The following is a 1,065-nucleotide window of genomic DNA, read 5'->3' as shown; positions in this document are numbered from 1 at the left end:
AGCTTTGACTCATATATGGATCGACCTCACTTTGTTTTTGATAAATTGGTGAAAGTCTATTGATATAATAATTGATCCAATCAACTTGTGTTGAAAATAGAGAATAATCTCTGAGATCAGAATAAAGCCTCTTCAAATTATCTGCAATCAAGTCTACATTTGGATGAAACAACCAAATAATAATCTCCATGGGAGAAACCTTTTTCAGTGTATGCTGAGATGTTTTATCAAATCTTTCAATTTTATATAATTGCGCACCTTCTTGACCATAACTAGAGCAAAGTAGTTTTCCATTATGAACTTGATCAAGGTTTTGACCTAATTCTAAGATACGTATTCTCTTAGAAATATCTAGACATTCAGGTAAAGTCTTTAGTTTAGACTTTGCTATATTTTTAAATATATCAACTGTTTGCTGAACAACATATGATTCTCCAGTACCAGTACTAATACCTTGTTCCCAAGCATATAATTTAGAATCATTCGTAGTAGAAAATTCTATATTTGAATCTTTATTCAAAGTTACTCTTTTATTGTCAGCTGCAACAATAATGCTATCGTTTAATTGACTAGCTATGATGAAAGTCATATTTTACGTAAAATAACGAGACATTTGATATACATTTATTTTAGGCTATATCAATGCAAAATTCTGAATATTTTTATAAAAATTGAGGTTATTAATGGCTGGTGGTTCTCAAATCATTATTAATAAAGATGGTATTACCCTGATTACGCCAGGGAAATTTGAGCCGAAAGCTGGACAACACCTTTTTAAAGGCGGTGAAAAAGCTAATTATTCTTTACCAGAGATCCCTAACGTTCAATCTCCTTTTAGTAATAAATTAGATGTTTATAATTTATTTCCTGATATATCTAATATCGAATATTCTGTTTTACATTCAAATGGACAAGTAAAAACTGGCTTCCTTGACCAGTATGGTAGGACTGGACGCATCAAATCTAATGAAAAAGAAAAGGTTAAAGTTCTGATCGGAGGCGATGACTGGCATTATTATATCGACAAACTAGGTGGAACTAAGAATGATGAAACATATATAAAAT

The 1,065-nt window shown here is 30.8% G+C and carries 1 protein-coding gene and 1 pseudogene; one reads left to right on the top strand and one right to left on the bottom strand.

Features of this window, described 5'->3' with window-relative positions; genetic code table 11:
* The coding region (locus VXQ92_RS20840; RefSeq protein ID WP_416683052.1) for a hypothetical protein at window positions 1-589 on the bottom strand (589 nt) is incomplete at its 3' end.
* 94 nt (window positions 590-683) lie between these two features.
* Here VXQ92_RS20840 and VXQ92_RS20835 point away from each other — a divergent pair.
* Window positions 684-1,065 (top strand): annotated as a pseudogene (locus tag VXQ92_RS20835) (type IV secretion protein Rhs); the annotation flags it as partial.

It is taken from the genome of Acinetobacter sp. 228 (assembly GCF_048147885.1).
Note: the sequence above shows the minus strand (reverse complement) of the source record. Positions and strands in the feature narration are given on the sequence as shown.